Source organism: Paenibacillus sp. T2-29, assembly GCF_052921365.1.
This window is the reverse complement of the sequence record NZ_JBREVE010000006.1, coordinates 163,034-189,442: the sequence shown is the minus strand read 5'-3', so window position 1 is coordinate 189,442 and position 26,409 is coordinate 163,034. Positions and strand designations below refer to the sequence as shown.

The window sequence follows — 26,409 nt, the reverse complement described above, 5'->3', positions numbered from 1 at the left end:
CTAGCCATGGCTTTCAAAGACAAACTGATCGATGGTCTCACCTCGGTGGCAAATGCAATTAACAATTTTAAATATATAATAGCAATCAAATCGGCTTTTATCACCTTAATGCCTGTTATTATTGTGGGTGCCTTTGCTGTACTGATCTCCAATATGGTCATGGACCCAGTCAATGGTCTGGCCCATTTTAAGCCATTCTCATTCCTAGCAGAGTACAAACCGATTTTCTCAAGCATTAACTATGCCAGCTTGAATATCCTCACCATTCTAGCTATTTTTATGATTGGCCTGGAGCTAGGAAAAATTAATGGAGAGAAAAATCTTTTTCCTGGTTTACTTGCCCTCATCTGTTTTATCTCTGTGACACCAACCACAATCGAACTGATGGTTAACGGAGAAATGCAAAAAGTAACGGACGTCATCGCCCGTCAATTCACAGACACCAAAAGCTTGTTTTTGGGTATTTTCATAAGTATCCTATCCGTTGAGCTATACAACAAACTGGGCAAGTCCGATAAGCTAAAGATTAAAATGCCTGAAAGTGTTCCCAGCAATGTAGCCGTTTCTTTCTCCGCACTCATCCCTTCCATTATTACGGTAACTGTTTTCTCGATGCTTGGATTCTTTTTTCATAAATTTACGGGGCTCTACCTATACGATGCTGTCTATAATGTGGTGCAACAACCTCTGGAGACCATAGTCCAAGGGCTGCCAGGTATACTGGTACTCATGCTGGTTGCTCAAACCTTCTGGGTGATCGGTATCCACGGAAACCAAATGGTAAAGCCCATCCGTGAACCTCTGCTGCTTGGAGCGATTACGGTCAACATGACTGCATATGATCAAGGGCTCCCCATTCCGAACATTATTACGATGCCATTCTGGGATGTATACATGAGTATTGGAGGTTCAGGAGTTACGCTGGCCCTTTTGATCAGTATTATGATCGCTTCCAAGCGTGAGGATATGAAGGAAATTACCAAGCTTTCACTTGGGCCAGGTCTGTTTAATATTAATGAGCCTGTCATTTTCGGACTTCCAATTATGCTGAATCCATTGATGGCGATTCCTTTCATTATAACTCCACTCATCACAGGAACAATTGGTTACTTCTCGACGTTGCTTGGATTCGCAGGTAAAGCTGTCGTTATGGTTCCGTGGACTACACCGCCTATTATTAATGCCTACCTGTCTACAGGTGGAAGCATTGGCGCCGTTGTAACGCAGATTATTTGTATTATGGTAGCCATTATCATTTATTTTCCGTTCGTCAAAATTGCCAACAAGCGAACGACTGAATAATGCGCTACTGTAGAGATACACCCGTAGAGGATCGCCTTGGGGAATCTATAGAATGAAAAGGAGAAGCATGTCATGGCTAAACACACAATACAAATTCCGCCGAATTTTATTATGGGAGCAGCGGCTTCCGCCTGGCAGACAGAGGGTTGGAGCGGTAAACAGGAAGGTCAAGACTCGTATCTGGACTTATGGTACAAAAATGACCGCTATGTCTGGCACAATGGATATGGACCCGCAGGGGCAACCGATTTTTATAATCGTTATGCCGAGGATATTGCCCTGATGAAGCAGATTGGGCTAACTCATTATCGCACTTCTATTAACTGGTCCCGCTTCTTAACGGATTATGAGAATATTGTGGTGGATGAAACCTATGCGGATTATATGGGCAGGGTCATTGACGAGTTGATTGCAAGCGGAGTCGAGCCGATGATTTGTCTGGAACATTATGAATTACCTGCTTATTTGCTCGACAAATATGAGGGCTGGTCTTCCAAGCATGTGGTAGAGCTGTTTGTGAAATATGCGGAAAAGGTGTTTGAACGGTACGGGGATCGGGTCAAGCACTGGTTTACGTTTAATGAGCCCATTGTTGTACAGACTCGCGTCTATCTGGATGCCCTTCGCTATCCCTATGAACAAAATACGCGGAAGTGGATGCAATGGAACTATAACAAAACGCTGGCTACCGCGAAGTGTGTACAGCTTTTCAAAGTCAAAAATTATAGTGAGAACGGGGCTAAAATAGGGGTAATTCTAAATCCCGAAGTGACTTATGCCCGCTCCAGCGCCCCTCATGACCAGTATGCAGCACATGTGTATGATCTATTTTACAATCGAGTATTTCTGGACCCGCTTATTAAAGGCGAATACCCGCAAGAATTGTTCGAGCTCATGAGCAAGCATGATATTGCCTTCGAAGCTACAGCGGAGGAACTGGCCTTGATTAAGGAAAATACCGTTGACTACGTTGGAATCAATCTCTATTATCCCCACCGGGTCAAAGCGCAGAGTAAAGCGTGGAATGAAAACATTCCTTTTCACCCCTCTTACTACTACGAGCATTTCGAACTTCCCGGTAAAAGAATGAACAAGTCACGGGGCTGGGAAATTTATCCTAAAATCGTTTACGATATGGGAATGCGTATCAAGAACGAATATAACAATATCGAGTGGTTTGTTGCGGAAAATGGCATGGGGATTGAAAATGAAGCTGCTTTTAAAAATGAGGAACACATCATTCAGGACGACTATCGCATTGACTTTATAACTGAGCATTTATACTACACGTTACAAGCCGTAGCAGCAGGCTCCAACTGTACAGGTTATATGCTGTGGGCCTTCACAGACAACGTTTCTCCTATGAATGCTTTTAAAAATCGCTACGGACTGGTGGAAATTAACCTGGAAAATGATCGAAGTCGGCATTTGAAGAAATCCGGCTACTGGTATCAAGCTGTTATCAAGGAACGCTTGTTTGTTGCTAATCTGGATGAAGAGTATAAGTAGTTAAAATAAATTTCTGGAGGCGCTCTTGATATGAAAAAAATCATTCTGGCATGCTCTGCGGGGATGTCGACATCCATTCTGGTTTCCAAGATGAAAAAAGAAGCCGCAGCAAGATCCATAGAATTGAACATCGAAGCGATCCCCGAAAGCACTATTAAGGAAGAGCTGGAAGGCATGACAGAGCCAGTGATTGCTATTTTACTCGGACCTCAGGTGCGAATGCGTAAAAAGCCAGTAACTGAAATTGCAGCTCCATATGGCATCCCTGTAGATGTTATTGACACGTTGGCTTACGGTAGAGGAAACGGTGCGGCTGTCCTCGATCAAGCCTTCAAGCTGGCTGGCGAGAACCTATAATTTTTGTTCAAACTGAAAAGAGGCTGAGAGTTCCCTCAGTCTCTTTTTTGATCCTCACGCTCGTTAGCCCTAGATGCCTTCTTTGTCTGTGCCCATACTGCTCACATACGTTTCCTTTAGACCGGCAGAGATGCCAAATAGCGGTTCCCAATGAAGCCAATGTCTGGCGACTGCGTTGCTAAGACAGCTATGATGAATGTCTCCCGCCCGCGCCGGTGAATACACAGGCCGCACAGACGAACCGTGCAGCTTTAGTAAATCGTAGGCCAGCCGATTGATGGACGTCGTTCGTCCCGTACTTACATGCACTGTGCGTTGATCCGCTGCATGTATAGCCGCCATATTGGCTCGGACTACATCCTTGACGTACACAAAGTCACGGGTTTGCGTCCCGTCGCCGTGAATGAGCAAGGGGCTGCCTTTTTTCAGCCGGTCCATAAAAATAGCGACTACACCGCCCTCTCCCTTCGCGGCCTGGCCGGGGCCATACACATTTCCGTAACGCAAAATCGTGTAGTTCAAGCCATACAAGCGATAAAAAAGCCGAATATACGATTCTGCGGTCAGCTTGGACAGCCCGTAGCCTGAAATAGGCTCCACGGGATCGTCTTCCTGAATACATTGCTTTTGCAGCTCTCCGTATACGCCGGATGTGGAGGCAAATATGATTTTCGACACACCCGCTTCACGACAAGCCTGCAACAAATGGATCGTCCCCAGCACATTCACATCCGCATCCTCGTCGGGGTGATGGATGGATTGCTGCACATCAGCCTGTGCAGCCAAATGAAACACAATGTCCGGGCTTTCCCGAATCAGCAGCGTCCTGGCTTCAGAGCTGCGAATATCTGCAATATGCATGACCGCGCGCGGATCTACATTTGCAGCATTCCCGGTCGTCAGATTATCCAGCACATGTACTCTGATGCCCGAGTCAGCAAGCGCACGTACCAGCTGGGAACCAATAAACCCTGCTCCCCCGGTGACCAAAGCCTTCACTAGTGCCCCTCCTTTCAAACCTGAACGGGTCGGCGCTTGGGCCTTACCAGCAACTACGGAGACAGATGCATCCCTCACGTTGTTATGACAGCATGACAGGCCCATATGTGCTCCCCTCTTCGCATTATTTTATGCGTTGCTCCATAGCTTGGCGCAGGCGCAAGCACACACAGGCACCAAAAACGATCATTTCACACGCATGAGTGCTCACATAAAAATTCAAACTGTTATATATGACTACCTTGCAATGAATAATACATGGGTGAATGGTCGTGTCGACAGATAGACATTGCTCATATAGTAAATTACCTATCCAAAGGAGGTGACAATCATACCCGAGAAGTGCATAGGGTATGTAGCCCGTGAGCGTAAAGTCTAAGGTTATGTTATTCTCACATATTTGCCATCCGGCTCGAATGTCGGGTGCCGAGAAATGGCTACTTTTTTTAGCTAAAACCCTTAGCGAGCAGTATGAGGTTGTGCTGGTTGTTCCCTGTTGCGGCATGCTGTCAATAGAAGCAGAAACTAAGGGGATACGTATAGCCATTCAAGATTCTCCACTGCTATGGTCTTTGTATGAATCATCGCCAGCTATGCATCAGGAATTTGCAAAACAAGAATCTTCTAATTACTACCAATCCCTATTAACACTTCTGCACGTTCACAGGCCGGATTGGGTGATGGTTAACACATCGGTTAATGCATTGCCTGCGGCTGCGGCAAAAAAAGCAGGCATTCCCGTTGTTTGGATAATAGACGAAATCTTGTATCCAGGTGCACATCAGATTGATGCAGTACGGATGGTAAATCATTATGCAGATTGGATTATCGGTATATCAGAAGCAGTACTTGCACCTTTTAAGGGTTCAATAGTTAATAATAAAAATAGGCTTATATATCCTTCCTGGAATGATGCTGAATTGCACCCTGAAAGATGGGAGGAAAATCGTCGTTGTCTGAGGGGAGCCCATAATATCGGCGACCACGAAACGCTAATAGGACTCATAAGCGGAATGATCTCCGTCCATAAAGGAATTGATCAATTTATCTATATGGCCGATATGCTAATGTCACACTTTCCTCAAGTGAAATTTCTTATTGCCGGAAGTCCAGAAATAACAGAATACTTCAATAAATGCAAAGTATTGGCGTATTCAACATTAGATCCATCTCGCATTATATTTCATTCGTTCGAAAGCCACATTGAACAATTATACCCTGCGCTTGATATCGTAGTCGTACCTAGCATGATTGATGAAGGCTTTGGAATGACTGCTCTTGAAGGGATGATATTCGGCAAACCAGTAGTTGCTTATGACTCAGCAGGACTTGGTGAGCTACTCAAAAATACGGGGAATGAGAAGTTTTTAGTGCCTAAAGGTGATGTGGGCGGACTTTGGCAAATAGTTGTTGACCTCCTTCAAAATAAAGAGCGCATGTTGGAAATAGGAGCTAAAAATCGCGAGGCATCCATAGAATCTTTCGGCATAGATAAATTCCAAAACCGGTTTAATAACTTGCTTCAGGAAATTGACGCTGTCGTTTATGGTTTGAACCAGCAATAAAAAGTTCAATCACCAATTAGATCATAACGTACATCTGAGCACTCTAATCTAAAAAAGGGGCAGTTACATTAATGAGATGTAAATTGCCTCTTTTTCCTTTAAATAAACTCCCCAAAATGAAGTACCACGGGCAATCGTCCACAATTATGAATTCGTTTTAACATACCGTATGGTGGGGAGAAAGCACATGAAGATTGCGGGGTGAGGAAACGTGGAATCGTTGCCGAAAGTGAGTGTCATCATTCCGTTTTTCAACTGTCCGTACGTAGATCAGGCTGTAGCCAGCGTCTTAAATCAAACTTATCCGAATATCGAAATTATTGTTGTAGATGATGGGTCAACTATGCACCAGGAACGTTTGATCCCTTATATGGATCGCATTTATTATCTAGGAAAGATGAACGGCGGCACGGCAACCGCGCTCAATTATGGTATACAAATGTCCACCGGAAAGTATACTGTTTGGCTTAGTTCAGACGATATGTTTTATTCGACCAAAATTGAACGTCAAGTGAATTTTATGGAGCAACATCAAGCTGAGGTCAGTTTCACTGATTATCATGTCATTAACAAAGCAAACGAGGTAATATGTCGCAATGCAACTGCCAAATTCACAACAGTACGTTCCTTTATTGAGGCATTTTCTTCCTACTGCCCGTTAAATGGCTGTACGGTGATGATGAAAAAGGATTATGTTCGTAACATTGGATACTTCAATGAGAAGCTGTTATACACTCATGATTATGATTTTTGGATTCGTGTAGTATTGAACCATACAGAATTTCACTATTTAGATGAGCCTCTCACTGCCTACCGTCGTCATGAACAAATGGGTACGGTCCAGCATTACCAAGCTATTGTACAGGAATTAGAAACCATCAGACAGACATATCAGAACCAATTACAAGTGGTTCTGAATACTCTTTAAGGAGAGAATTTTATGCTGGTCAGTATCGTTATCCTTACGTTAAACAACTGGAAACTAACAGAACGGTGTCTGGATAGCATCGTGCGCTATACTACCATTCCTTACGAATTGATCTGTATTGACAATGGATCGACAGACGGTACTCAACATCAACTACGTCGTCGGGAGAATGTACGTTTAATTGAGAATGAAACTAACCGTGGATTTGCAGCAGCTTGTAATCAAGGTATTAAGGCATCTATAGGGGATACTATTCTCCTGCTCAATAATGACACGATGGTATCTCACCATTGGCTGGAAAATTTAATTCATGCACTTTTTAGCTCAGCGGATATTGGCATTGTCGGTCCTGTGTCCAATATGGTGATGCCAATGCAACGCCTTCCCATGTCCTATTCAACCACAGAGACATATCATGAATTCAGCAAAAATTTTAATGTCACTAATCCCTCACTTTGGCGGGATGCAACGGCTTTAAGCGGATTTTGTATGTTGTTCCGTCGTCAATTGATAAGTCAGATCGGGTATTTAGACGAAGCATTCCCGGGAGGTGGCTATGAAGATATTGATTTCGGGTATCGGACACTAAAAAAGGGATTAAGGCTCCTCATCGCAGGAGACAGTCATGTCCATCATGAGGGTAACGCAAGTTTTACACATAATTCAATCGATATAGTTGAATGGGGACAGAGAAATCGCCGAATATTTCTAAGAAAATGGAATTTTAACCCTGAACGCCTCATTTATACATTAGATGAATACTTTTTCCCCGGACAGTTTGCTGCGGGGCATCCGCACCATCGACCTAAGGATTCTTCCTTACCTAATGGAATACTCATTCGAGATTCCAAAGGAAATATTTATCAAATCGAGAAAGGACTGAAGCGGCCTGTCGAGTCGCTTGATACTTTTCATGCTCTTCATTTTCGTCTTGATCGGGTAATCCAGTTGTCGGATAGCACGGTGACCAGCATCCCCGACGGCAAGCCGTTACTGCATAATGGCCAACTTCGAGAGCATTTCCCAGCGGTTTACATCGCCAGAGATCCCATGAACGGTATGCACCTGATCAGCCATGGTCTGCGCTATCCCTTCCGCGATTTCGAATCGTTCCGTTTGCTGGGCTATGAGGTCAACGAATCGATTCCTCTTTCATTCGCGCAGCTGGAGACTTTCCCTATTGGTCCACCTATTGATACCAATGTTTTCGAAGAGCATGAGCTGATCGATTACCGGTTGTATATGGGCCCGGATCACGGACTATATTATGCAGAGGGCGGATGGTTGCGACCCATTCCCAGTAAAAGAGAGCTCCATGTGTTCAGATGGCATACACAGCCTCCTATTCCCCTTCCGACGGATGTATTTAACCGAAGCCCACAAGGTCCAATGATCGTGGCTTTATGATGATTAAACTACAGGCTGGTTCTTTATAGAACCAGCCTGTAGTTTAATCATCTTTTCGCGACATACAGCGGTAATAAAAGTCGATGGGAATGTTAATTGCGGGTACTGGACAAGCCGGGATTCCTTAATTTGTACTAAACACCTCTATATATTAACACACTCTATTACTACTCTTTCTTCATATATTGGTATTACAAGGAGGTGAAAAATATGGCCGTTTTTTCGTTAGGAGCCGTTGAAAACCTTAATCCAGATGGTAGTTTCCATTCGAGTTCTGTTGTAATACGTATCAGTAATACAACAGCAGCTCCACTTGTACCCATCATTGTGAATGCGTACAGTGCGCCCGGAAGCCCACCGACAGGTACGGTGTCAATCTTGTATTTCACAACCACATTTGCCCTGGGTGCGCCAAATTCAGTTGTTACACTTACGATTCCTACTGTAGTGCCAGCATATGAAATTAGAGTTTCATCTCCAGTCGCAGCCGGATTCATAAGTGCCATCTCCATTGAGGCTCAAGGAAAAGATGCTGCTGGCAATAACGTACCAGAGCATACATTCCCGTCCGGTGACTGGGAATCGGTATCTATTGTGTAACGGTTTGCATCATGACAAAGTATTATTTTCCTAACTAAGATGACTCTCCCTACCATCACTAGTGATTTGTAATTGGCCTGTGAATCTGCGTGCTCTATACAGGCACTGCAGGTCACAGGCTGAAAATTTTTCAATATTCTGATTTGTACTACATAGCTGCAAATCCGTTCAGCAGCTCAGTTAAGCTGGTTCTGTAGCGTGCCTGGGTAATTAAATATTCCTGTTCAATGACGTGTCGATGCTTGTTCGTTCCCATCTCATCATGCCAACGGTAGTTTACCAGCACTTCGTTTAAAAAAGGAAACTCGTATCCTGCCAGTATAACTCTGTACCACATATCCAAATCGTGGGTATACGTCAGCAGCTCATTAAACAACCCTATCTCCGTAAACAGCTCTTTTTTGAACATAACCGTGCATCCGTTTACCGGGTTACCCTTCAGAAAAAAACGATAAAATTCCTGTATCGACGGAAGTACCGGTCCCGCCTGGTATCTTGTGATTTGGCTGTATTCATTGATTAAGTTGAAGTTGGTGTGGGAGATATGTGCACCTTGATCCAGCATAAAGGAAACCTGATTGTTAATTTTATCCTTGTGGAAGGTATCATCCGAGCTGAGCCACGCAATGTATTCACCGTTGGCATGTCGGATGCCGTGATTAAGTGCACTGGCCGTCCCACCGTTTAATTTACCTAAATAATAGATATATTTACGGTAAGGATGAAGCATTTCAGTATGTGTAGTTGAACCATCATCGACGACAATGATTTCAAGCGGGCCGTAGGTTTGCTCCAGTGCGCTTTGCACTGCCTGATCGACGTACCTGCAGTTATAAAACGGAATTACGATCGTTACACTCGGTCTCATCTCGTTTCTTCCTTTCTGGCTCGACTGTAGCCAATCATATCCTTCAGTGATTGCCCTAACGGAATGGTTGGCATCCAGCCCAGCTCCTCTAGTTCCTTTGCCTGATATACATCCGTGGACGCCTCTTCTGTCACATCTCCCCATTGTATGGCAACAGGGGTGTCTGCCAACGCAATCATACGTTCTACGATATCCCCCAACTGCATCATCTTGCCTGAGCAAACAGGGTATACACGCCCCGGAACACCTCGCTCCAGTAGCACGCTATACGCTCGGACAGCATCGCGCACGTCCAGAAAATCTCGCAGCGCATGCCGTGAAGAAACCTGAAACGGAGTCGGTGCAGAAATGGAAGCAAGGGCAGGGGGCTCTACATTCTGCACGTCTCGCACGCTCTGCTCGGTGCGTGCGATATAGCCTGCCAACAGTGCACAGAAACCGGTGGAGGGACCCGGGCCGATCAGATTGCAGGGCTCCGCCAGCATGACGGATTGCTCGAACAGTGCGCCCCACGAGAGCGCGACTGCCTCTTGAAGGCTTTTGCTAAGGCTGTATGGATGCGTTGGATGGTACGGTGCCTGCAAAGCTGTCTTTAGGCGAGAACCCGCCACTACAATTCGGACTTTGGGGAAAGAGCGCAGTACATCCAGCAGATACAATGTGGATAGTACATTGGATTCCATGTACAGTAGTGGACTTTGCCATGATTCAGGCACCGAATTTTTACCGCCCAGATGAAGCACATAATCCGGTGCAATTTGGCGGATTACTTCACCAAGACGTTTCTTATCAAGCAAATCACATACATAAGGCGTGATACAGACGTGAGTGCCGACATCCGGACTAGGATACTCATCCTCTCCAGCCAGTGAGGTCAGCTTTGATGCGGAAGCGGCAGTGCGAGTCAGCGCCGCCACCTCCCAGCCGAGCTTTGCAAAATAGAGGCAGGCGTGCATCCCGGTATAGCCTGCCGCTCCGGTAATGACTATGACAGGCCGACGTTGTTCCGCTGTGCTTCTGTCCATTCCAGCAGCTCCTTCAGCATGATGCTGTAGTGAGGAACATCGTAGAGCAGATCGGCCCGGGTAGAACGAAGCGTCCGATCTTGCACCGGCTCATCTTTCGGCACGATCCGAATATCCTCCCTCTTCCAGATGTCTTTGAACAGCAGTAGCAAATCATGTTTACTGATCGGTTCGGGGTGAACCAGATGAATGAGTCCGTCTAGCGGCTCATTCATAAGCACCTGTATCGCTTTAGCCAATTCCAGTGTCGTGACTCCGTTCCAAAAGACACGGCGATATCCGTCAACATCTCCGCTCTGCTGCAAAAACCAGTGCAGCAGACCAATGCCTTCCCTCCGAATTTCCGGACCGATAATAGAGGTACGAATAGTCAGATGCCCTGCCGCCTTTACTTCTCCGAGTATTTTCGTCACAGCATAGGCGCTTGTCCCGTCAGGCTGATCCGTCTCCTTGTACAAACCAGGAGCACGCTTTCCCTCGAATACACAATCCGTGCTGATATGAATGAGTCGGGCACCGATGCTGTCCGCCGTCCGCCGGAGAAGATGCGGCAACAGTCCATTGATTTGGTATGCTGTAATCTGATCCTCCCCGGCATACTGATTCAGCACACCCACCGCGTTGATGATGACGTCTGGCCGCACACTGCGAACCAACTGCTCCACCATAAAGCTGTCCCTTACATCCAGCAGCAGACCGCCTTTATTTTCGGGATCACGGGTGGTATAGAAGACGTTATGCCCGCCCTGATTTTGAAAATAATCGACCAGGACATGGCCCGCCATGCCGTTACCACCCAAAATAAGCAGCTTCATTTAATGAACCCCCCGCTCCGGAGGATAGTTCGAATTTCCTCTTTTGACATCAGATTAAACTCCGAGCTAAAGCTGCTGAATGATACCGGAGGACACTGACTATAACGGTCTCTTAATTGGGGGATGTTCAGCGTTGGGAGAATGACCAAATATTGCTCGTCATACACAACCGTTGTCAGGCTTTCAAAGTTACTCATCAAAATCTCATGAATTTTTTCGCCGGGACGGACACCTTGCTCTACAATTTCTACGTTTTCCACGCCCGAATCTTCAATGAGCACCTCAGCCAAATCCAAAATGCGACAGGTTGGCATGGTCATGATAAAAATTTCCCCGCCGACACTTTCCACCGAAGCTTTGAACAGGAGACTGATCGCATCACGCAGGGTCAGGAAAAAACGGGTCATTTTCATATCCGTAATAGAAACCTTCCCCTTTTGGCGAATCTGGTTTTGAAACAGATGCACTACGCTTCCGTTTGTGCCCAATACATTACCGCCTCGCACCGTCACGAACCGTGTATCACTATTCAGCAGATTGGCGTAGACAATCAATTTTTCTCCAATCGCCTTGGTCATACCGTAAAAATTGGACGGATTCGCGGCTTTGTCAGTCGATATATATATAACTTTCTTTACCTGATTGGCGACAGCGGCCTCAATCACGTTTTGGGTGCCTACGACATTGGTTTTGAGTGCTTCATAGGGCTGATCCTCACAGACAGGTACGTGCTTGAGAGCCGCCAAATGAAACACATAGTCCACACCCTGACAAGCGGTAACCAGCGCGTCCTTATCCCGGATATCTCCAATACAGAAACTGAGCCGTTCATCCTCAAACTGCCTGTTCATGGCAACCTGACTCGATTCTCCACGTGAATAGATAATGACCTCTTTGGGGTTACGCGGCAGTAACTGGGTAACCAGCTCATGCCCCCAAGAGCCGGTACCGCCGGTAACCAAGATACGTTGGTTTTCAAACATGCCGTTTCCCTCCAAGCAAAAATTTGACTACCTTATCCGATACATCTTCCGCCAGATAGCCTGCGGGACACTGCCACTTATGGTTCATCCCGGTCATTATAGCTACCGCGGTTGCTATAACCTCGCCATCAAGACCGGACACGATATTGCTGCCGCAATCTACCGTTTCCGGCCGTTCGGTCGTACGACGCATCGTGACGGTCGGCACCCCCATGACACAGCATTCTTCCTGTACGGTGCCGCTGTCCGTCAAAGCGCAGCGGGCATGCCGCTCCAGCAGAACGAAGTCAAAAAAGCCGAACGGCTCGTGAAATTCTACCAGCGGATCAAGCTGGATCGGCGGGTGGCTTGCGATCCGAGCGGCGGTGCGGGGATGGATACTGCAAATGACCCGCTGCCCGAACTGCCGGGCTACCCGGTTAAGACCATCCAAAATAGCCAGCAAATGTGGCGGATGGTCGACATTTTCAGCTCTGTGGGCAGTGACCAAGAAATATTTCCCCGGCGACAATCCTAACTTTTTCAAAATTTCGCTTCCAGATATCTCTTTCTCATAGTGCTGCATTACTTCATAGATCGGATTTCCAGTCAGTATAATTCGTTGGCTTGGAAAGCCTTCACGTAGTAGGTGCTGCTTGCTTTGCTCTGTATAAGGCATATTAATGGTAGAAATCGCGTCGATGACGCGCCGGTTCTTCTCCTCCGGCACATCCAGATCATAACAGCGGTTCCCAGCCTCCATATGCACAACTGGGTAACCCATACGTTCCGCTAGCAGGGCACATAGGGCGCTGTTCGTATCACCGAGCAATAGTACATGATCTGGGCGTTCCTTGTTTAAAATGTCCTCCATCTGCGAGTACATGGCAGACAGTTGTTTGCCCAGCGTTCCCGCTTTCTCCTGAAGCACATAATCCGGGGCGCGCAAACCCAGCTCGCGGAAGAATTGTCCGCTTAGGCTTTCCGTATAATTTTGGCCCGTATGCACAAGCACATGTTCATCTGCATAGTGGTCCAGCTTCGGAATAATCAGGCTGAGCCGTATAATCTCCGGTCTTGTGCCGAGCACGGTCAATATTTTCATGGTTTTGGAACCCACCTTTGCTGTCGTTGTTTCATTGAATTGTGGAGTTCAATGAATAATAGCCATCCAGCAGACTGGCTGTGCTCCGGCTTATCGTTCATCTCAAGCGGTCCGGCGTATTTCACCCGGACCGTTGTTTGGAATGCTGTCTGGCCTTGAGTGTGACTCGCTTCTGCTTGTGCGCTTTGGATCGCCGTGACTGGAGCTTGAATTTCCGCTTGAGCTTCTGTCTGGACTTGGATTTTCGATATAATGGGGACCCGTGAATTTTCTTGAGACGGCTTCTGCCAGCGCTTCTCTTGTACCTGCGACTCCGCAGTTTGGTATGCTTGCGGCCCTTTGGGCATCTTGCCCGAATACTACGTTTGCGGCGAGGCAACTCAGATGTTGGCTCAGGCAAAGGGGGAACTGGTTGTGGCAAACCCTGAATGGCTGCATATTCGATTGGCGGCAGACCCAGCACCGGCAGTTGATTAACGACCGATTCGGGAAATTCTCGAACGGTGTTGAGATAAGCCTCCGGTATTGCAGTGACCTGACGCAGGCCTTCGCCTTCCCTCGTCCATACAGGACCACCCGGCTGCTGAATCAACGGGAACCAATGCGGATGATGACATACCCATTGACTGACCATGACGTGCAGACTGCTTCGGTAGGAATCAGGTCCGTAGACACGCGTAGCCGCACTGTTGTTACGCACACCAATTCGTTCCGCTTCCTCGGAATGATCGAGCAGATAGCCTACTTTTTGCGCCAGCATATCGCTGTTGCCTGGCTCTACCAAAAAATCTGCATTTCCGGTCGCCTCCATTAATTCCACAAGTCCGCCCTGCGCAAAGGCTACTACGGGCTTGCCGTACACCAGCCCCTCCAGGGCCGTCATACCAAATCCTTCCTCCACCATACTAGGGATCACCACAATATCCATTGCGCTATAGGCTGTTGAAACAGATTCCTCGAATGAACTGAATTGGAAGCGGCGGCTATAACGAGACTGGCGAATCAAAGAGACACATTTTACGTAATACTCGGAATCCACTGAGCTGCCGATGATCCAGAAACGGCACCGCGAATTGGTTTCACACAGCTTTAGAGCCATGTGGACAAAAGGCAATAGCCCTTTGGCTTCGTAGATAAAGGAAGAAATATAACCAATGCAGATATGAAAATCTCGCAGTCCCAGCTTTTCACGTTTCCTTCTCCGTTCCAGCACATACTCTTTGGGAGACGGCATATTCATATCCCGGCAAGGAGGCAACATCGTATGCGGACGTGTCAATCCCCCGCCATGCAAAGGGCGCATAACAGCCTGCGAAATGCCAATGACCCACTGGCTATAACGCTCGATAATCGAAACAGAAATCGGCGTATGCGCATTCTGGTTAATGACCTCGGTTATTTTCCAGATGACCGGGATATTAAGCTCTTGGGCAACCATTGCGGGCATGACGTTCACACAGGTATTGACCAGCACCACATCAGGTCGAGCATGCCGAAGCATCTGGTGCAGTGGTGCATACGCCACATGGTTCCGCAAATTCTCCGCATCCTGCGCCAATCCCTCATAGGGGGTATACATGCCATGCAGCATGAACAAATTCTGAGTCTGAACAGCTATCCCGCGCTTGCGGGCCATTGAGGTCAGCCGCCCTTCACCAGGCGTTACGAGAATGCAATCGAAATACGTACGCATATCTAGACAAAAATGCAGTAGCAGCTTTTCCGCCCCTGTAATGCTGCGGACGTTGCTGACATGGCTGAATAGCATCATTTTCGGCTTGATTGGAGTTCACCTCCTTTAAAATAGCAACCATCGTCATGTGAATTATCTTATGGGAAGATGACCGATAGCATTTGGTCAATCCGGTGACCATACGTGTGCTCCCGCAGGGTTCGTTCCAGAGCACGCAGAGCAATCTCACGGCGCTCCTTTTCGTGCGTCAAATAAAACTCAACCTTCTCCAGCAGTTCCTGCTGAGAACTGTAAGTTTCAATCTCTTCCCCTGGCTTGTAAAAACGAGCCAGATCGTCTCTTGTATCCGTCAGTTGCAACGTCCCGCTGGCGGAAATTTCAAACGTGCGGGGATTTGGCGAAATCCCCGGAATTTTCAGTGAGTTGTTGTTCACCGAATCATCCTGATGGGAACGATGAAGATTAATTACGATTTTGCTGCCGTTATACGTATCATTGGTCTCGCCCGGAGACATCCAGCGGCCCAGCTCAATTTTGTCACCATACGACTGATAATCCGGAAGACGATCCCACCAGATTCCATTGATTTTAATGTTGCGGGCCATGAGCTGCGGCATAATCGGATTGAAGAAATAGATGCGATTCCAGTAGGCTGAGCCTGTAAATCCAATCTCACGTCGCACTGAAGCAGGCGAGCTGAGTGGAAAATAGTGAGTCAAAAATGCCCCGAATGGCAAGTAGTGCACCGACGTGCAGCCCAACTGACGATACAGTTCTATACAGTTCATTTCTAAGGTGAACACATAATCATAATTCGTCACCATTTTGGTCGTCGTATCGGTGTAATAGGGATCGTCCGTCAGCCAGATGGCAGTGGGAATGCCCAACTGGCGTACTGCAGCAACCTGCTCTAACGGTAGATCCATCCCATCCAGTGCCAGCATCAGATTCGGACGAAGCTGAGCAGCAATATCTCCTACCGGCTGGCGCGGGTCTGTTACGGTAACCTGAGCCGTCATGCTCTGCAATGTGGTAATGACCGCCTCATCCAGCGGAGAATACGGAAGGCCTTTGCCCGAGACGACATACAGTACATGGATCTGTCGAAAAGGGAACGTTGCTTTTGTTCGCGAGACAATCGCGTTAGCGCGTCCGCGCAGGTATCCCTCGTCGTATCCGTCATGGATCCCCGCAGCTCTCCCCTTCTCCCAGGAGGCCGCCGCCGTCTGGTGAACAGCTGGGTCATACGGTCCTGTCGTAGATATCGTCATCACTTTCACTCCTCACTGTTTATGGTGTTTACTTTAGGCCATCGCCTTGTCCAGCAATTCTTCCATACGATTCGAGTACCTATGCTTTTGCATGGTGGTGTGCAGTGCGCGCCAAGCTATGCGTTCGCGTTCCCAGTCATGCTTGAGATAATAGTCCAGCTTCACTTTCAGTTCCTCTGCTCCCGAGAAGGTCTCAATGTCATAGCCTGGTTGGTAATAACGGCTCAGATCCTTCCTCACATCCGTCATTTGAAGCGTCCCGCAAGCAGAAATTTCGTATGTCCGAGGATTGATGGACTCCGCTGACAACTGATGTGTATTCCGATTATCCAGTCCGGGGTCTGTCGGGCGGTGCATATTGATGACAATTTTGGAACCGTTATAATATCGAGCGGTCTCTTCCGGCTCCATAAAACCCGGACGGATAAAGCGTTCCAGCACATCCCGCCGGGTCAGCCGATCCCAGTGCCCACCTACGATCAGCACTCTTTTATCCGCCAAGAAGGGAGCAAGGTAGTCAAACAGCTTCACACGGTTCCAGAAGGCATTTCCAATGAAGCAAATATCATGCTGATGCTCACGTTCTACCCGCCGGGGATAAAAGATACGGGCTGACACAGCAAGCGGCATATAGTGGACTCTCGTTACTCCCTGATCACGATAAAACGGCAGACAAGAATTTTCATGCGTAAAAACGACATCGTAGGATTGACAGATCAACGCCGTATCCTCCGTAAAGTAGGGATCATCTACAAACCATATGGCCGTCCGAATACCCATGGCTCGTATTTGTTGTACCTGCTCCAGATGATCGTCCGGAAACACATGCAGCCCATTCATGACCAGTACGAGATCTGGACGGTGAGCCTTAGCGTCAGCCAGCATCGTGGCAGGAGTACCGACGGCGCATGAGCTGCATATTTGACTTAATGCCTCTTGCACACCTGTGTCTATAGCTGCGAAACCTTGCGGAATATACAACACTTTCAACTGGCGAACAGCAGGTTGTATTGCCACGACCTGTGACAGAGCAGCCGTGCAACCGCCCATTCTGCGTCCTTCCCGATAGCCACATCGGTATGCTTCGCGTTCATTTCCGCTTCGTTGATCATTCACATCCTTCACCCTGTCCTGTTGTAGGATAAACTTCTGTCACTCCTAAACTATATGCACAGGGGTCAAACGCATCATGGACGACTGCCACTGCCCGGACAAAATTGGCGTTTGCCCGTCCAACTGCCCAAACGCAAATAACCCCGAAGCTGCTAGGCTTCGGGGGGTTAACCGTAATAGATGATTTTCATAGTTTACTGTGCCTTGTAAGCGACCTGGTGGCCATCTTCATAACCTTTGGCAAAGCCTGAATTGAAACCCTCATTGTAAGCAGCATCATATCCCTGCTGGAATGCCTGCGGGTCATGCTCTAATGCAACAGGAACGGGCTGTGGGTTCTCCGCAGAAGGAGCTGCGGCCGGGTTAGCTTGAGGTTTTTTCCGCCGCCGCAGAAGAGAACGTCTTCTACGTACTGAATTAAGCCCCCTTTTACGGCGTCTAAGAGCAAGCAGACGTCTTCTTCTCCGTTTTAATCTACGAATGCTAGAACGCCGGGCATCTTTACGTCTTTTGCGGGCTTTGTCTCGAGCTGTGCGTTCCCACCTTGTACTCATTTTCATTCCTCCTTTGCTTTCTCGTCTTGGTTTCATTTTTTTGAACAGGCACATGGAGCCATGGCTTCGTTGGTTTCCCATATACCTGTCTTCTTAAAGGAATACCCGCCAACATTTTCGTGATTTCTCCCTGGTAGTTGCTGAGTATACGGATGGTCTCTTCCAGACGGGGAGCCGACATATCCGCATGGGGCGTCAAGTCCGCAAGACTGGTCAGCATCCGGGCAACGGCGTGCTGGCTGGCAGCAATAGACTCCATCATATCCAGCTTAATCTCACGTTCACGCCTCATGCTCATTAGTTCATATCCCCCGAGCCCATGCCTCCCATCATCCCTTCCATTCCGCCACCCTGCTGCTCATCCTGGTCCAGCAATGCTTTGAGATTACTGCATAGTCCAGTCTGAAGCCGGGTTAATCCCTCCAGCATTTCCACCATCTGCTCGTGAATTTCCAAAGGCCGTCCCAACTGCTCTTCATCGGTGTCAAATGCGTGAGGCGCCAGATGGTTCAGCGTCCAATTGCGCATTTTTTCTGCTTCGACCGCCTTGGCCTCCAGAATCATAGACACATTCCGCTGCATCTTGGAGGCTGCGTCCAGCATGTGAATCATTGCTTTTTCCCTACTCATGTGTTCACTCCCTACCCTCGATTGTTACACTACTCCTCTTCCGGGTATGCCGTCTCCTTCACGACACGAACGAGCATTTCAGCCATTGCTTCCTGAAGGTCGGCAATACCGTTCAAATAGGCAACAATGCTTTTGTTTACTTGTCCCGAGCTATCAATAATGCCCGGAATTCCATCAAAACGCGGCTCCTCATCCGGCAGTTCATGTATGATCTGTGCCATGCGCACGACCACCTGCCGTTCCGCATCCAGCAGCCTCGACATCTGCTGCTGCGAGTGCGAAATATGGATCAGCAAATCATCTAACTCGTTATGCATAAGCCCCTCCTTTATGTGTTCCGCCGTGCGGAACGCACGAAATACCTACGGGCTTTCCGCTACTACAGCGTATGCCGCAGCGAGTAGTCGGTTCCGCCTAAAAAAGCCTATTCGATCATCACAAATGCCCTTGTAGCACTGGTGGAGCAATAATAGGTTGCTTCTCCGTCAATGCCGACAATTCTTCGGAGGACAAAAACTGAATTGGATAGTCCTCAGCCCGCCAGCTCATCACAGCGTAGAGGGTCAGAAACGGTCTTTTCCAACCGTTGCCGATTTGGTACAGTTGCCCACCTTCAGCATACAGTAACTCGATCCATCGCTTGCGTTGAGCCGGGATATGAAGTGTGGGCAACATGGACATGTTTCCCAGCTCAGGAGCCGCCAGCACAGGCAAGGGTTCCTCATGCGCCACAGCTACAGGGGGGACATCAGCGGCGCCGGACACCATCGCCTCCGGCTCATCTGCCAAGGGAAGCGCCAATAAATCAAGCTGAGACACTCTAACGGGACGCACGTATTTACCTCTCGCAGCACTGGCTCCATGCAGCAGCAGCCTACTTCCCGGCTCTATCCGAAATACTGCACCGGACGGTCCCTCAACAAGCGCTCCGACGGGATAAAAGCTTGCTGCTGATAAGTGTGCTTCCTTACTTGATAATCCTTGGCCGTCTGGCTCTGCTGTTCCAAATTCCGGGTGGTGGAACAGCTTATCCGCGTCCCCCCACTTTTGGACAAAAAAGGATCGGTTCCGGCTTCCTTCCTCCGTTGAACCGATTCTTTCGGTCGTTTGAGGAAAACCATAAACCGTATCCCGATCACTTTCTACAAAATGGATAAACGCATCTCCGGCAATTGTCATACGTATCCCCAACAAGCGTACGCGCAGCAACCAATCTGCATGGGCTTCCTCAATACTGTGGCATCCTTCGTCCCAGTATCCCGTCTTTACCAAAGTTTCTCTACGTAGTAGTAGACAAAATGCGGCCAGGCTTTCAGTCTCTCGCCATGCATCCGGGTTGGGAATATTATGGGCCATGGCAAATGGACGCACTTCATTTTTATTCATATCAGGAACCTCAACCTGCTGTTCTCCGAATGGACCATTCGTTACAGGACCGACAACTCCCATACGCGAATCGCTGTATAAACAGCCCATTAACCGGTCCAGCCAGCCAGGAGTCACCATCGAGTTTGGGTCCAGTACGACAATAGTTGTACCTTTTGCCATCATCAGTCCCTGATTCAAACTGCCGATCATCTGAACATCCTTTGTTAACAGCGCATAGCGTACAGCGATGCTTTTACGGAGCAAATAGGTAGGTGTCCCGTCCGTCGAGCCGCAGTCTACCACAATAATTTCGTGAGGATGGCTCGTATTCTCTTCAATAAGGTGAATGCAAGCACGGAGCTGTTGAAGCTGATTGCAGGACGGAATGATAATACTTACGCCTTCAAAAATCTTGCCGAACGAAGCCTGCCCCAACTTCCTGCCTTGCTCCTGGCCCCTGTTATATCCTGACCAATAGCCCTTCTTTCCGAGTCGTTTGCTGTGTTTCCTTTGCGTACTCAGGCGTTTCATGCCGTTCACTCCTCCGGGTGGCATTATGCCTATACTATATGCCTGGCCCGGCTGAATGGTGTTTCAGTGAAATCAAGGTAGAAGTCCCTTCATTTTCACTCCAGCTTCCTGAAGGGAATCGAAGGTTCCTGCGTCGCTCCAGTAGCGCCGTAAAATGTCATATTCCAGCTTGCCTTCAGCAGCATAACAGTTGTTAACATCGGTGATCTCAAGCTCACCACGTGCCGAAGGCGCTATTTCCCGGATCTTATCGAATACGGCAGTATCGTACATATAGATACCCGTAACGCAATATTTGGATTGGGGATGCTGCGGCTTTTCTTCAATCCGCGTAATACTCTCCGGGCGCTCGGGGTCAAACACGGGTACCCCGTAACGACGGGCATCTGCCACCTTTTTCAGCAAGACTCTGGCGCTCCCCGGTGGCTGTTGTTTGAAGCGTTCGATGACAGGTCCCAAGTCTTCCTTGAACAAATTATCACCTAGCAAAACAGTGAACTTCTCTTCTGACTGCATGTAGCTTCTTGCCAATTCGAGAGCTTGCGCAATGCCGCCCGCTTTTTCTTGAATCCGGTATGTCAATTGGACACCATAATCACTGCCGCTGCCTAAAAAATCAGTGTACAGTCCGGCCGATTGTTTACCAATAATAATGAGCATATCGGTAATCCCCGCTTGCCGTAGCCTTTCGATACCATATACGATCATGGGATACTTGCCGACTGGAAGCAGATGCTTGTTGAGTAATGTAGTCAACGGATGAAGACGCGACCCGGTTCCTCCTGCGAGAATAATCCCTTTCATATCTTCCTTCCTCCTTCGACAGCATGTTCAGTGCATGGGATCGCAGCGTTCCCAGTTTCAATGAACATTCTGGGATCTATGCTCCATTTTTCTATAAATAATCGATAGTTCCGCTCGATCAGCTCTTCGAGCCAAGAAGTTTCCGAGCGCGAGAAACTCGCATTTCCCTGGTGATAGACAAAACAGTCGTTGCACATGAGCAGCTTATAGCCATGTACGCGTGCACGCAGACAATAATCGTCATCCTCATAATGTCCGGGGCTGAATCGTTCATCCAGCCATCCAATCCGTTCCAGCAGCTCACGCCGGAACAACAGACAAAACCCGACTAGCCGCTTGACCTCTTGCCATCTGGAGGGATTGCTTACATTATTCTGCTCCGCATACCTCAGACAGCTGGCGAAATCTCCTTCTATTCCATGAATCTGCTGAATACCGCTGATGTAATTCGTCACCGGTCCCACCAGTCCCACTGTGCTTTCACTGTGCAAAGCAGCCAACATATTCGATAGCCATCCCCGTGTAACCGTCACATCATTGTTTAAAATGACGAATTGATCGCCCGAAGCCAGACGGAGCCCCATATTACAAGCTGCCGGAAAGCCCCTGTTTTCAGGAAGACGTATGCTGATTAGCCGCTCGGATGCACAAAAATCATCCGTCCCGTCATTCGAAGCGTTGTCCACAACAATAATTTCATACGGTGCATCTATCGTATGTGTTCGAATCGCCTCGATACACGGCTTTAATAAATGAAGGCCATTATAAGTCGGAATAATGATGCTCGTCAGACTCATCGTGCATTCCTCCCTTTGGCAACGTCTACCCGTGTTGGAACAGGCCCGAGCGGAGAATACCCGGCTACCTGAAACACTGCCGTCAGCGCCTCTGCATGATCGCCGATGATTAACTGCTCCATAGCGTTCCCTTTCCCGACATTGAAGGTCCGCTTGCGATTTGTTTTAATCACATCGACAGCATGTACTGCTGCCACGATCATGCCATGCAGAATCGCCATCGCGTGGGCCTTCGGCGGTATCGCAAGCACGGCTGGCCCAAGTTGATTCAGCACACGTCGTGATAATGCATGCGGTACAGCGGTCAATGAGCTTGCTCCAAGATCCGACCTGCGCAGTACTCGGTTCAGAAACCCTTTGCACCGTGTTACGCTGTCCTGCTGGGTATAAGGAGGCAAATGTCTGCCCAGATCATTAAGCGCCACATCCGTTCCCTGATCGACCGCTTGAAGAAAAGGCAGCAAATCAGACGCTGGGATCGGCAAATCTCCGTCCACGAACAGCACAATATCAGCCTGCGTCAGACGTGCGCCTATCGCACGGCCAACATCATGCCCCAGGCGATCCGGTACGTCAACGAGAGTCGCACCAGGATGACGTTTGGCTACGGCGGAGCGCGTACCATCCGTACAGCCGTTCAATACGACAATGATATCCGCAAGCGGAAGTTTCTCCAGCTCGCCCAGTACCCGGTCAATCGTAGCCTCCTCATTACAGACGCTGACCACGGCTGCTGCAGCCCCCTGCAATACTATATCACTGGGGGCTTCACGTTCCTCGGTCAGATTGACTTCGGGTATTTCTTGCGCCCGAGGGGTGGGTTTTCTCACCCGCCGGCTATGCATCGAAGCCGTCGTTTCTCGTTTTCGCTGTACACGTCTTAGCCCCCAGCCCGGGTCTTCACGCTTTCTTCTGCGATACGCTCTAGTCACGTTTTCACCTCATCTCTGATCCGTTTGCGCTCCAAATCCGTATATCCCGCACGTGCTCCCAGACGTGATGTAAGCCAGGCAATGGCATCCAGGTGATCCTGGACAATTACACCTGCCAGCGGGTCCTTGCCGTTCTGTTTTTTACGTGTTGCGTTCATTCTACCGACAGCTATTCCATGTACAGTCACCACTCGCAACCCGGAGACGATGGACATCACTTGAAATAGCGGAGGTTTTTCCAAGGACTTTAGACCTATTTCCTTTAAAGCCTTTTGACTTATGGCATGTGGAATACCAGTCATAGAGGCTCCCCCTAAATCAGCACGATTCGACAAGATATTCAATACATGCTTTGCCTCAACTACAGGATGTATGGGCGTGCGATTCACAGGTCCATGGTAATCATTCAGCACCACATCCGCTCCTGCACATACGGCCTGTATAAATGGCCGAAGTCTGACGCAGGGAATGACGATATCACCATCCAGAAAAAGCAGGATCTGTCCGGATGCCGCCTCCGCTCCAATACGACGGCCAACATCATGTCCGAGCGGTTCCGGGAAGGAAAGTACACGAGCCCCCGCCGCCGCAGCTACCTTCGCCGTTCTATCGCGTGATCCGTTCTCAACAACGATAACCTCTGTTTGTGGATGGACATGGCGCGCTTCGCGAATCACAGCTCCGATTGTTCTTTGCTCATTCATGGCCGGAATAATGACAGATACGAGAACCTTTCCCACTGATGGCGGTTCAGATGGCCGCGCTCCGCCGATCTGTGTCCCTCTCTCCGCATCGAGAACCTCGCTCTTATCTGGGGTTATCGGCTTCTTATCCATGTTCGGCATTCGGAATGGCAGCCACATCTTAGAATGATAGTAAGCCCTGGAATGCCTCCTCCGATTGATCTTGAATCCAGCTCTTCCACGCTTTTTCATGCTCCCGTCTCACCCCCCTTGCTGCTGTATAGATGAACAGCATGATTAGGACAGTTCAACATAACCTATGCGGTCCAAACGCCGTGTGTAACGGCAAGCGTGGAGTCTTTTCGACACAGCAATTTTCGACTTTATTTTACAAAACTTATTATTCCTATTAAATAAATGAGTTTTTAGGGTCTAAAGAATCATTTTGGATAAATTTGTTACATAGATCTTCTCGTCCGTCATTCTCTGTGCTAATATCAGAGCCAGATGATGGGAGTTCGAAAAATCAACTTTTGTTTTTTTTGCATAAGGCAACTTTTTTCCATTATCCGCTTTTATTCCACTATCTTTGTATACGACAGGAAGGGAGGAGTTTGTTACCTTTTTAGGCTACTTGCTTCAAATGCAGTACCCTCTTTTCACGCACGCTTCATGAATAACACTTCGGTATTTCTCTTCATGTTCCATTCTTCTACCCCAGACGACAACACGACCTACATAAATGGCGTAATGCCTTATTCAAAACAGGATAATTCATCCTGACATTAATCGAGGAGAGTGAATTTTAATGAAAAAAGTATGGGTTTCGCTTCTTGGAGGAGCTATGTTATTAGGGTCTGTCGCGTCTGGTGCATCTGCGGAGAGTTCCGTTTCGGGGCCAGCTCAGCTTACACCGACCTTCCACGCCGAGCAATGGAAAGCACCTACCTCGGTATCGGGGGATGACATTGTATGGAGCTATTTAAATCGACAAAAGAAATCGTTGCTGGGTGTGGATAGCTCCAGTGTACGTGAACAATTCCGAATCGTTGATCGCACAAGCGACAAATCCGGTGTAAGCCATTATCGACTGAAGCAGTATGTAAACGGAATTCCCGTGTATGGAGCTGAACAAACTATTCATGTGGGCAAATCTGGTGAGGTCACCTCTTACTTAGGAGCGGTGGTTAATGAGGATCAGCAGGCAGAAGCTACGCAAGGTACAACTCCAAAAATCAGCGCTTCTGAAGCGGTCTACACCGCATATAAAGAAGCAGCTGCACGGATTGAAGCCCTCCCTACCTCCGACGATACTATTTCTAAAGACGCTGAGGAGCCAAGCAGTGTAAGTAAAGATACTTACACCGAAGCAGCTAACAACGAAAAAACGCTTTCTGTTGATAAGGACGAGCTGAGTCTTGATCAGGCATCTGTCCTGAAAGATAGCAAAATTGAAGCAGTGGAACCAGAAAAAAGTTCCATTGCCAAAATCGCTAATCTGCAGCCTGAAGTAGATCCTAAAGCAGAACTCTACTACTACCCTAAGGGGGATGACCTGCTGCTGGTTTATGTAACAGAAGTTAATGTTTTAGAACCTGCCCCACTGCGTACCCGCTACATTATTGATGCCAATGACGGCAGCATCGTATTCCAGTATGACATCATTAATGAAGCGACAGGCACAGGTAAAGGTGTGCTTGGTGATTCCAAATCGTTCACTACTACCGCTTCCGGCAGTAGCTACCAGTTAAAAGATACAACACGCGGTAACGGAATCGTGACTTACACGGCCTCCAACCGTCAAAGCATCCCAGGTACCATTTTGACAGATGCTGATAATGTATGGAATGATCCAGCTGGTGTGGACGCCCATGCGTATGCTGCCAAAACCTATGATTACTATAAAGCCAAATTTGGACGCAACAGCATTGACGGACGCGGTCTGCAACTCCGTTCGACGGTCCATTACGGTAGTCGCTACAACAATGCCTTCTGGAACGGCTCCCAAATGACTTATGGAGATGGAGACGGTAGCACATTTATCGCCTTCAGCGGGGACCCCGATGTAGTAGGACATGAACTTACGCATGGTGTCACAGAGTATACTTCGAATTTGGAATATTACGGAGAGTCCGGCGCATTGAATGAAGCTTTCTCAGACGTTATCGGTAATGATATTCAGCGCAAAAACTGGCTTGTAGGCGATGATATTTACACGCCAAACATTGCAGGCGATGCCCTTCGCTCAATGTCCAATCCAACCCTGTACGATCAACCAGATCACTATTCCAACCTGTACAGAGGCAGCTCCGATAACGGCGGTGTTCACACCAACAGCGGTATTATCAATAAAGCTTACTACTTGTTAGCACAAGGTGGTAATTTCCATGGCGTAACTGTAAATGGAATTGGCCGTGATGCAGCGGTGCAAATTTACTACAGTGCCTTTACGAACTACCTGACTTCTTCTTCCGACTTCTCCAACGCACGTGCTGCTGTGATCCAAGCCGCAAAAGATCTGTACGGGGCGAACTCAGCAGAAGCAACTGCAGCTGCCAAGTCTTTTGACGCTGTAGGCGTAAACTAAATCA

26 protein-coding genes are annotated in these 26,409 nt (G+C 48.1%); 8 read left to right on the top strand and 18 right to left on the bottom strand.

Annotation, left to right across the window (positions count from 1 at the left end; genetic code table 11):
* Window positions 1-6 precede the first annotated feature (6 nt).
* The 3 genes from ACU1JV_RS18060 (at window position 7) to ACU1JV_RS18050 (ending at window position 3,168) form a co-directional block, all read left to right on the top strand.
* Window positions 7-1,302: a PTS sugar transporter subunit IIC gene (locus tag ACU1JV_RS18060; protein ID WP_025675311.1), complete on the top strand. Its 1,296-nt coding sequence runs from the start codon at window positions 7-9 to the stop codon at window positions 1,300-1,302.
* Window positions 1,303-1,374: 72 nt separating this feature from the next.
* Entirely contained in the window at window positions 1,375-2,811 is a 1,437-nt protein-coding gene (locus ACU1JV_RS18055; RefSeq protein ID WP_058830458.1) for a glycoside hydrolase family 1 protein, read from the top strand.
* Window positions 2,812-2,841: 30 nt separating this feature from the next.
* Window positions 2,842-3,168: a PTS sugar transporter subunit IIB gene (locus tag ACU1JV_RS18050; protein ID WP_013372815.1), complete on the top strand. Its 327-nt coding sequence runs from the start codon at window positions 2,842-2,844 to the stop codon at window positions 3,166-3,168.
* 69 nt (window positions 3,169-3,237) lie between these two features.
* On the opposite strand, the gene ACU1JV_RS18045 is transcribed toward ACU1JV_RS18050, so the two are convergent.
* The gene (locus ACU1JV_RS18045; protein WP_216975351.1) at window positions 3,238-4,167 is read right to left on the bottom strand and encodes an NAD-dependent epimerase/dehydratase family protein; all 930 of its coding nucleotides are present in this window, start codon (window positions 4,165-4,167) and stop codon (window positions 3,238-3,240) included.
* A gap of 362 nt (window positions 4,168-4,529) precedes the next feature.
* Here ACU1JV_RS18045 and ACU1JV_RS18040 point away from each other — a divergent pair, with 362 nt between their 5' ends.
* From ACU1JV_RS18040 to ACU1JV_RS18025, 4 genes are all read left to right on the top strand, one after another.
* Complete coding sequence (locus tag ACU1JV_RS18040) at window positions 4,530-5,732, top strand: glycosyltransferase family 4 protein (RefSeq protein WP_165264059.1); 1,203 nt, start codon at window positions 4,530-4,532, stop codon at window positions 5,730-5,732.
* A gap of 211 nt (window positions 5,733-5,943) precedes the next feature.
* Complete coding sequence (locus ACU1JV_RS18035) at window positions 5,944-6,660, top strand: glycosyltransferase family 2 protein (protein ID WP_013372818.1); 717 nt, start codon at window positions 5,944-5,946, stop codon at window positions 6,658-6,660.
* 12 nt (window positions 6,661-6,672) lie between these two features.
* Window positions 6,673-8,067, top strand: a complete 1,395-nt coding sequence (locus ACU1JV_RS18030) for a glycosyltransferase family 2 protein (RefSeq protein WP_129549915.1) — start codon at window positions 6,673-6,675, stop codon at window positions 8,065-8,067.
* Window positions 8,068-8,277: 210 nt separating this feature from the next.
* On the top strand, window positions 8,278-8,667 hold the full coding sequence (locus tag ACU1JV_RS18025) for a hypothetical protein (RefSeq protein WP_413986921.1): 390 nt from the start codon (window positions 8,278-8,280) through the stop codon (window positions 8,665-8,667).
* A gap of 148 nt (window positions 8,668-8,815) precedes the next feature.
* On the opposite strand, the gene ACU1JV_RS18020 is transcribed toward ACU1JV_RS18025, so the two are convergent.
* The 17 genes from ACU1JV_RS18020 to ACU1JV_RS17940 form a co-directional block, all read right to left on the bottom strand.
* Window positions 8,816-9,535 (bottom strand): glycosyltransferase, encoded by a 720-nt coding sequence (locus tag ACU1JV_RS18020; RefSeq protein WP_058830453.1) that lies wholly within the window; start codon window positions 9,533-9,535, stop codon window positions 8,816-8,818.
* Window positions 9,532-10,560 carry an NAD-dependent epimerase/dehydratase family protein gene (locus tag ACU1JV_RS18015; RefSeq protein ID WP_413986922.1) on the bottom strand — a complete coding sequence of 343 codons (1,029 nt, stop codon included), beginning with the start codon at window positions 10,558-10,560 and terminating at the stop codon, window positions 9,532-9,534. Before ACU1JV_RS18015 ends, ACU1JV_RS18020 begins: the two co-directional genes overlap by 4 nt.
* A complete protein-coding gene (locus ACU1JV_RS18010; RefSeq protein WP_040102965.1) occupies window positions 10,521-11,375 on the bottom strand; it encodes a dTDP-4-dehydrorhamnose reductase family protein in 855 nt (284 codons plus the stop codon). The genes ACU1JV_RS18015 and ACU1JV_RS18010 overlap by 40 nt, the downstream gene beginning before the upstream one ends.
* Complete coding sequence (locus ACU1JV_RS18005; RefSeq protein WP_013372825.1) at window positions 11,372-12,358, bottom strand: polysaccharide biosynthesis protein; 987 nt, start codon at window positions 12,356-12,358, stop codon at window positions 11,372-11,374. The genes ACU1JV_RS18010 and ACU1JV_RS18005 overlap by 4 nt, the downstream gene beginning before the upstream one ends.
* Window positions 12,351-13,442 (bottom strand): non-hydrolyzing UDP-N-acetylglucosamine 2-epimerase, encoded by a 1,092-nt coding sequence (gene wecB / locus ACU1JV_RS18000; RefSeq protein WP_040102964.1) that lies wholly within the window; start codon window positions 13,440-13,442, stop codon window positions 12,351-12,353. Before wecB ends, ACU1JV_RS18005 begins: the two co-directional genes overlap by 8 nt.
* 121 nt (window positions 13,443-13,563) lie before the next feature.
* The gene (locus tag ACU1JV_RS17995; RefSeq protein ID WP_413986923.1) at window positions 13,564-15,213 is read right to left on the bottom strand and encodes a glycosyltransferase; all 1,650 of its coding nucleotides are present in this window, start codon (window positions 15,211-15,213) and stop codon (window positions 13,564-13,566) included.
* A gap of 59 nt (window positions 15,214-15,272) precedes the next feature.
* Window positions 15,273-16,406 (bottom strand): CgeB family protein, encoded by a 1,134-nt coding sequence (locus tag ACU1JV_RS17990; protein WP_090738366.1) that lies wholly within the window; start codon window positions 16,404-16,406, stop codon window positions 15,273-15,275.
* A 33-nt stretch (window positions 16,407-16,439) separates the two neighbouring features.
* Window positions 16,440-17,531: a CgeB family protein gene (locus ACU1JV_RS17985; protein WP_058830446.1), complete on the bottom strand. Its 1,092-nt coding sequence runs from the start codon at window positions 17,529-17,531 to the stop codon at window positions 16,440-16,442.
* Between the two features lie 182 nt (window positions 17,532-17,713).
* On the bottom strand, window positions 17,714-18,073 hold the full coding sequence (locus ACU1JV_RS17980) for a hypothetical protein (RefSeq protein WP_155617182.1): 360 nt from the start codon (window positions 18,071-18,073) through the stop codon (window positions 17,714-17,716).
* Window positions 18,021-18,371, bottom strand: a complete 351-nt coding sequence (locus ACU1JV_RS17975) for a hypothetical protein (RefSeq protein WP_013372832.1) — start codon at window positions 18,369-18,371, stop codon at window positions 18,021-18,023. The genes ACU1JV_RS17980 and ACU1JV_RS17975 overlap by 53 nt, the downstream gene beginning before the upstream one ends.
* A complete protein-coding gene (locus ACU1JV_RS17970) occupies window positions 18,371-18,703 on the bottom strand; it encodes a hypothetical protein (protein WP_013372833.1) in 333 nt (110 codons plus the stop codon). The genes ACU1JV_RS17975 and ACU1JV_RS17970 overlap by 1 nt, the downstream gene beginning before the upstream one ends.
* 29 nt (window positions 18,704-18,732) lie before the next feature.
* Window positions 18,733-19,020 (bottom strand): hypothetical protein, encoded by a 288-nt coding sequence (locus ACU1JV_RS17965; protein WP_013372834.1) that lies wholly within the window; start codon window positions 19,018-19,020, stop codon window positions 18,733-18,735.
* A 118-nt stretch (window positions 19,021-19,138) separates the two neighbouring features.
* The gene (locus tag ACU1JV_RS17960; protein ID WP_413986924.1) at window positions 19,139-20,602 is read right to left on the bottom strand and encodes a glycosyltransferase family 2 protein; all 1,464 of its coding nucleotides are present in this window, start codon (window positions 20,600-20,602) and stop codon (window positions 19,139-19,141) included.
* A gap of 72 nt (window positions 20,603-20,674) precedes the next feature.
* The gene (locus ACU1JV_RS17955) at window positions 20,675-21,406 is read right to left on the bottom strand and encodes a sugar phosphate nucleotidyltransferase (protein WP_090738364.1); all 732 of its coding nucleotides are present in this window, start codon (window positions 21,404-21,406) and stop codon (window positions 20,675-20,677) included.
* Window positions 21,403-22,203, bottom strand: coding sequence for a glycosyltransferase family 2 protein (locus ACU1JV_RS17950; protein ID WP_013372837.1), 801 nt, complete (start codon window positions 22,201-22,203; stop codon window positions 21,403-21,405). Before ACU1JV_RS17950 ends, ACU1JV_RS17955 begins: the two co-directional genes overlap by 4 nt.
* A complete protein-coding gene (locus tag ACU1JV_RS17945) occupies window positions 22,200-23,135 on the bottom strand; it encodes a glycosyltransferase family 2 protein (RefSeq protein WP_413986925.1) in 936 nt (311 codons plus the stop codon). The genes ACU1JV_RS17950 and ACU1JV_RS17945 overlap by 4 nt, the downstream gene beginning before the upstream one ends.
* Window positions 23,132-24,070 carry a glycosyltransferase family 2 protein gene (locus ACU1JV_RS17940; RefSeq protein WP_413986926.1) on the bottom strand — a complete coding sequence of 313 codons (939 nt, stop codon included), beginning with the start codon at window positions 24,068-24,070 and terminating at the stop codon, window positions 23,132-23,134. The genes ACU1JV_RS17945 and ACU1JV_RS17940 overlap by 4 nt, the downstream gene beginning before the upstream one ends.
* A 556-nt stretch (window positions 24,071-24,626) precedes the next feature.
* Here ACU1JV_RS17940 and ACU1JV_RS17935 point away from each other — a divergent pair.
* The gene (locus ACU1JV_RS17935) at window positions 24,627-26,405 is read left to right on the top strand and encodes a M4 family metallopeptidase (protein ID WP_413986927.1); all 1,779 of its coding nucleotides are present in this window, start codon (window positions 24,627-24,629) and stop codon (window positions 26,403-26,405) included.
* Window positions 26,406-26,409: the final 4 nt, after the last annotated feature.

What these genes read in the sequence shown, in the direction of transcription:
- ACU1JV_RS18060 (WP_025675311.1), top strand. Translation starts at nt 7, where the DNA reads ATGGCTTTCAAAGACAAACTGATCGATGGTCTCACCTCGGTGGCAAAT.
- ACU1JV_RS18055 (WP_058830458.1), top strand. Translation starts at nt 1,375, where the DNA reads ATGGCTAAACACACAATACAAATTCCGCCGAATTTTATTATGGGAGCA.
- ACU1JV_RS18050 (WP_013372815.1), top strand. Translation starts at nt 2,842, where the DNA reads ATGAAAAAAATCATTCTGGCATGCTCTGCGGGGATGTCGACATCCATT.
- ACU1JV_RS18030 (WP_129549915.1), top strand. Translation starts at nt 6,673, where the DNA reads ATGCTGGTCAGTATCGTTATCCTTACGTTAAACAACTGGAAACTAACA.
- ACU1JV_RS18025 (WP_413986921.1), top strand. Translation starts at nt 8,278, where the DNA reads ATGGCCGTTTTTTCGTTAGGAGCCGTTGAAAACCTTAATCCAGATGGT.
- ACU1JV_RS18020 (WP_058830453.1), bottom strand. Translation starts at nt 9,535, where the DNA reads ATGAGACCGAGTGTAACGATCGTAATTCCGTTTTATAACTGCAGGTAC.
- ACU1JV_RS18015 (WP_413986922.1), bottom strand. Translation starts at nt 10,560, where the DNA reads ATGGACAGAAGCACAGCGGAACAACGTCGGCCTGTCATAGTCATTACC.
- ACU1JV_RS18010 (WP_040102965.1), bottom strand. Translation starts at nt 11,375, where the DNA reads ATGAAGCTGCTTATTTTGGGTGGTAACGGCATGGCGGGCCATGTCCTG.
- ACU1JV_RS18005 (WP_013372825.1), bottom strand. Translation starts at nt 12,358, where the DNA reads ATGTTTGAAAACCAACGTATCTTGGTTACCGGCGGTACCGGCTCTTGG.
- wecB (WP_040102964.1), bottom strand. Translation starts at nt 13,442, where the DNA reads ATGAAAATATTGACCGTGCTCGGCACAAGACCGGAGATTATACGGCTC.
- ACU1JV_RS17995 (WP_413986923.1), bottom strand. Translation starts at nt 15,213, where the DNA reads ATGATGCTATTCAGCCATGTCAGCAACGTCCGCAGCATTACAGGGGCG.
- ACU1JV_RS17990 (WP_090738366.1), bottom strand. Translation starts at nt 16,406, where the DNA reads ATGACGATATCTACGACAGGACCGTATGACCCAGCTGTTCACCAGACG.
- ACU1JV_RS17980 (WP_155617182.1), bottom strand. Translation starts at nt 18,073, where the DNA reads ATGAGTACAAGGTGGGAACGCACAGCTCGAGACAAAGCCCGCAAAAGA.
- ACU1JV_RS17975 (WP_013372832.1), bottom strand. Translation starts at nt 18,371, where the DNA reads ATGAGCATGAGGCGTGAACGTGAGATTAAGCTGGATATGATGGAGTCT.
- ACU1JV_RS17970 (WP_013372833.1), bottom strand. Translation starts at nt 18,703, where the DNA reads ATGAGTAGGGAAAAAGCAATGATTCACATGCTGGACGCAGCCTCCAAG.
- ACU1JV_RS17965 (WP_013372834.1), bottom strand. Translation starts at nt 19,020, where the DNA reads ATGCATAACGAGTTAGATGATTTGCTGATCCATATTTCGCACTCGCAG.
- ACU1JV_RS17960 (WP_413986924.1), bottom strand. Translation starts at nt 20,602, where the DNA reads ATGAAACGCCTGAGTACGCAAAGGAAACACAGCAAACGACTCGGAAAG.
- ACU1JV_RS17955 (WP_090738364.1), bottom strand. Translation starts at nt 21,406, where the DNA reads ATGAAAGGGATTATTCTCGCAGGAGGAACCGGGTCGCGTCTTCATCCG.
- ACU1JV_RS17950 (WP_013372837.1), bottom strand. Translation starts at nt 22,203, where the DNA reads ATGAGTCTGACGAGCATCATTATTCCGACTTATAATGGCCTTCATTTA.
- ACU1JV_RS17940 (WP_413986926.1), bottom strand. Translation starts at nt 24,070, where the DNA reads ATGAAAAAGCGTGGAAGAGCTGGATTCAAGATCAATCGGAGGAGGCAT.
- ACU1JV_RS17935 (WP_413986927.1), top strand. Translation starts at nt 24,627, where the DNA reads ATGAAAAAAGTATGGGTTTCGCTTCTTGGAGGAGCTATGTTATTAGGG.